The sequence below is a fragment of the Novosphingobium sp. B-7 genome, from assembly GCF_000410615.1.
GTDB lineage: Bacteria > Pseudomonadota > Alphaproteobacteria > Sphingomonadales > Sphingomonadaceae > Novosphingobium > Novosphingobium capsulatum.
Window position 1 is genome coordinate 1 of the sequence record NZ_APCQ01000359.1, and the last position, 3,594, is coordinate 3,594.

The window sequence follows — 3,594 nt, forward strand, 5'->3', positions numbered from 1 at the left end:
GGCGGGGCTCACCCCGGTCATCGGGCCGATGCCGGCGCCGATCGTGGCCCGGCTGCTGACGCCCGGCGGGGTGCCCGGCAGCGGCGTGCGCGAGGTGGTGTCGGTGGTGGCCTGCTGGCCCATGGCTGGCAGGCTGATGGCGGTGCCCAGGATCAGGGCAGCGGTTGCGGCAATGGCGCGCATGGTCGGGCACTCCTTGAGGATGCGTTTGCTCACCTTAACGGATCAATGCCCGCTCGTATCCGAGTCTTTTACGCTGGCGCGCAGCAGGCGCCTTGGGTGCTAGGCGGCGTGGACCAATTCCACAGCGCCACGGCTGGAGGCAAAAACCGCCAGTTCAAAGAGGCGAGGAGGCGGAATATCGGGAATATTGCGCGACGAGCCGACGCGGGAATGGGGGGTTTTGGTCCAGCCCCAAAGGGGTTGCCCTATAAAAGGCCCTGGCCGCGTTGCTCGGCCTTGCAAGAGGCCCACTCTTGCTTCGTCCTCACGCCTCGCCAGGGCCTTTTATAGGGCAACCGTGGCGTTGTGGAATTGGTCCACGCCGCCTAGCCAGCCTGCACCCTTGCCAAGCGGCGCGCTTGGCCCTAGATACGGCAAACTTTCCGACATCGGAGCCCTGACCTGCCCCTCCCGGACCTGTCCGGGGCGGCGATGGCCCCTAGGCGGAAGGGACGAGATTCATTCAGGCAGCGAAGGCAGCACGGCTATGGCCAAGACCAGCCCCGGCGAATTCTTCAATCAGGTGAAGGCAGAGGCGCGCAAGGTGGTGTGGCCCACGCGCCAGGAAACGACCACCACCGCGATTTTCGTGGGCATCATGATGCTGATCCTGGCGGTGTTCTTCCTGGGCATCGACAGCGTGTTCGGCATGATCGTGCAGTGGCTGCTCAAGCTGGCCTGATCCACAAACCTTCGTACAAGAGACCCACTTATGGCCCGCTGGTACATCATTCACGCCTATTCCGGCTTTGAAAGCAAGGTCCGCGAATCGATCATCTCCGAAGCCGAGCGCATCGGCCTGTCGCAGTTGGTCGAAGCGGTGGAAGTGCCCACCGAAACCGTGACCGAAGTGAAGCGCGGCAAGAAGATCTCGGTCGAGCGCAAGTTCATGCCCGGTTACGTTCTCGCTAAGCTGGCGATGAACGACGACATCTATCACCTGGTCAAGAACACGCCCAAGGTGACCGGCTTCCTCGGCCATAACGGCAAGCCGCAGCCGATTTCTGAAAAGGAAGCCGCACGCTATTTCGGCGCGCGCGAACAGGCCGCTGCCCAGCCCGCCCGCCAGGTTGCCGTCGATTACGAAATCGGCGATTCGGTCAAGGTCAACGCCGGTCCCTTCGCCACGTTCAACGGCGTGGTGGAAGAGCTCGATTTCGACAAGCACCGCGTCAAGGTCTCGGTGTCGATCTTCGGCCGCGCCACCCCGGTGGAACTCGGCTTCGACGAAGTCGAACTGGTCAAGTAAGCACCAGCTTTTGCCGGACGCGGCCGTTTCTGGTTGCGTTTCCGGCCTTGCCTGCTAAGGGCGCCCACTTCGCGGCGGGTTTCGTGCCCGCCCGATTCCGCGCGGTAGAGCAGTTTCGGCCGCTCGTTATCACCGCTTACTCTGCGGGGCACATGCCCCAACAGGATGAAAGGAGGCCATCATGGCCAAGAAGATCGAAGGCTATATCAAGCTGCAGATCAAGGCCGGCGAAGCAAAGCCTTCGCCGCCGATCGGGCCCGCGCTGGGTCAGCGCGGCGTCAACATCATGGGTTTCTGCAAGGAATTCAACGCCGCCACCCAGGAAGTGGAAAAGGGCACGCCGCTGCCGACCGTGATTACGGTCTATGCGGACCGCTCGTTCACCTTCGTGACCAAGACTCCGCCCGCCACCTTCTTCATCAAGCAGGCCGTGGGTATCAAGTCGGGTTCGAAGACCCCGGGCAAGGCTTCGGCCGGTACCATCAAGCGCTCGCAGCTGGAAGAAATCGCCCAGGCCAAGATGAAGGACCTGAACGCGAACAGCATCGAACAGGCCGCCAAGATCATCGAGGGCTCGGCCCGTTCGATGGGCCTGCAGGTTGTGGAGGGCTGATACCATGGCAAAGCAGACCAAGAAGCAGAAGGCCCTCGTCGAAAAGCTCGGCGACAACCAGAAGATCTACGGCGTGGATGAAGCCATCCAGCTGCTCAAGGATCTGAAGAGCGCCAAGTTCGACGAATCGCTCGAAGTGTCGCTGAACCTCGGCGTCGACCCGCGCCACGCCGACCAGATGGTCCGTGGCATGGTCAGCCTGCCCTCGGGCACCGGCAAGGACGTCAAGGTTGCCGTGTTCGCCCGTGGCGACAAGGCCGAAGCGGCTCTGGCCGCCGGCGCTGACCGCGTGGGCGCCGAAGACCTGCTGGAAGACATGCAGGCCGGCAACCTCGACTACGGTCGCGTGATCGCCACGCCCGACATGATGGGCCTGGTTGGCCGCCTCGGCAAGGTGCTGGGCCCCAAGGGCCTGATGCCGAACCCGAAGCTGGGCACCGTGACGCCGAACGTCGCTGACGCCGTGAAGTCGGCCAAGAGCGGCCAGATCGAATTCCGCGTCGAAAAGGCCGGGATCATCCATGGCGGCATCGGCAAGCTCTCGTTCTCGAACGAAGCGCTGCGCGCCAACTTCGACGCTTTCGTCGATGCGATCGTCAAGGCCAAGCCGTCGGGCGCCAAGGGCAAGTATGTCCGCAAGGTCGGCCTGTCCTCGTCGATGGGCCCCGGCCTGAAGATCGACGTTGCCCAGGTGCACGGCAGCTAAGCCGCACGCCGTCAAGGCAAACAGGATTTCGGGGCCGGGAGGGTTTGCCTTCCCGGCCCCTTTCCGTTGGGGCTAGAGCGCGATCGACTTTGACTGCGTCACAGCCGGCGCTCTAGCCTTTTGATTTTCCGCATTTTCCGAGTCGGCAGGTGATTCCACCTGCCTTGAAAACGCTCTAGGCGCGCGTGCCTGGCTCGCCTAATCACAGGGCTGTGACCGTGTCTTCTGCCTCTCTCGCAGCGCCAGATCCCGATGCCGATCCTTTGGCCCCGCGCCTGGTGGACGAGGCGGAGTGCGTTGCCTCAGTGCTTCTCGCGATCTTCGTGGCGCACCATATCGGTGCCACCCATGTCTCGTGGGCGGCATTCACCGGCTACATGGTCATGCGCGGCTATCCGCTGGAAACGCTGCGCCGTGCGCTGCTGCGCATCATCGGCACGGCGCTGGGCGCGCTGGCGTGCCTCGCCGTGCTGGAAAGCCCGCTGGGCGGCAACATGGTGGTGCTGGCCATGGCGATGGCGCTGGCCGGCACGGTCAGCCTCTATGGCGCGATCACCGGGCGCCATGCCTATGCCTGGCTGTTCCTGGGGCTGACCTTTGCCATGATGCTCTACGATCGCGTGGCCATGCCGCTGGCCGATCCCCGGGCCTTTGCGGTGATGCGCATGATCGAAACCCTGGCCGGCACGGCCGCCTGCATGGCGGTGAGCCTGGCGTCGGCCTGGACGCTGCGCCGCCGCTGGCCGGCGATTCGCGCACCCAAGCCGCAGGGCGTGGGCTGGCGTCCCGATGCGTTGCTCCACG

The 3,594-nt window shown here is 64.1% G+C and carries 6 protein-coding genes; 5 read left to right on the forward strand and 1 reads right to left on the reverse strand.

Annotation, left to right across the window (positions count from 1 at the left end; translation table 11 throughout):
* A partial coding sequence (locus tag H926_RS25635; RefSeq protein ID WP_043607845.1) for a hypothetical protein occupies positions 1-216 on the reverse strand: 216 nt, incomplete at its 3' end.
* Between the two features lie 493 nt (positions 217-709).
* On the opposite strand from H926_RS25635, the gene secE reads away from it, so the two are divergent.
* The 5 genes from secE to H926_RS0104805 all read left to right on the forward strand — a co-directional run.
* Positions 710-904: a preprotein translocase subunit SecE gene (gene secE / locus H926_RS0104785; protein WP_022675304.1), complete on the forward strand. Its 195-nt coding sequence runs from the start codon at positions 710-712 to the stop codon at positions 902-904.
* 30 nt (positions 905-934) lie between these two features.
* Positions 935-1,471, forward strand: a complete 537-nt coding sequence (gene nusG, locus H926_RS0104790; protein WP_022675305.1) for a transcription termination/antitermination protein NusG — start codon at positions 935-937, stop codon at positions 1,469-1,471.
* A 181-nt stretch (positions 1,472-1,652) separates the two neighbouring features.
* Entirely contained in the window at positions 1,653-2,084 is a 432-nt protein-coding gene (rplK, locus tag H926_RS0104795) for a 50S ribosomal protein L11 (protein WP_022675306.1), read from the forward strand.
* Between the two features lie 4 nt (positions 2,085-2,088).
* Complete coding sequence (gene rplA / locus H926_RS0104800) at positions 2,089-2,790, forward strand: 50S ribosomal protein L1 (protein ID WP_022675307.1); 702 nt, start codon at positions 2,089-2,091, stop codon at positions 2,788-2,790.
* A 218-nt stretch (positions 2,791-3,008) separates the two neighbouring features.
* Positions 3,009-3,594 (forward strand): FUSC family protein (locus H926_RS0104805; protein ID WP_192816542.1); only part of this gene is annotated, 586 nt, incomplete at its 3' end.

What these genes read in the sequence shown, in the direction of transcription:
- secE (WP_022675304.1), top strand. Translation starts at nt 710, where the DNA reads ATGGCCAAGACCAGCCCCGGCGAATTCTTCAATCAGGTGAAGGCAGAG.
- nusG (WP_022675305.1), top strand. Translation starts at nt 935, where the DNA reads ATGGCCCGCTGGTACATCATTCACGCCTATTCCGGCTTTGAAAGCAAG.
- rplK (WP_022675306.1), top strand. Translation starts at nt 1,653, where the DNA reads ATGGCCAAGAAGATCGAAGGCTATATCAAGCTGCAGATCAAGGCCGGC.
- rplA (WP_022675307.1), top strand. Translation starts at nt 2,089, where the DNA reads ATGGCAAAGCAGACCAAGAAGCAGAAGGCCCTCGTCGAAAAGCTCGGC.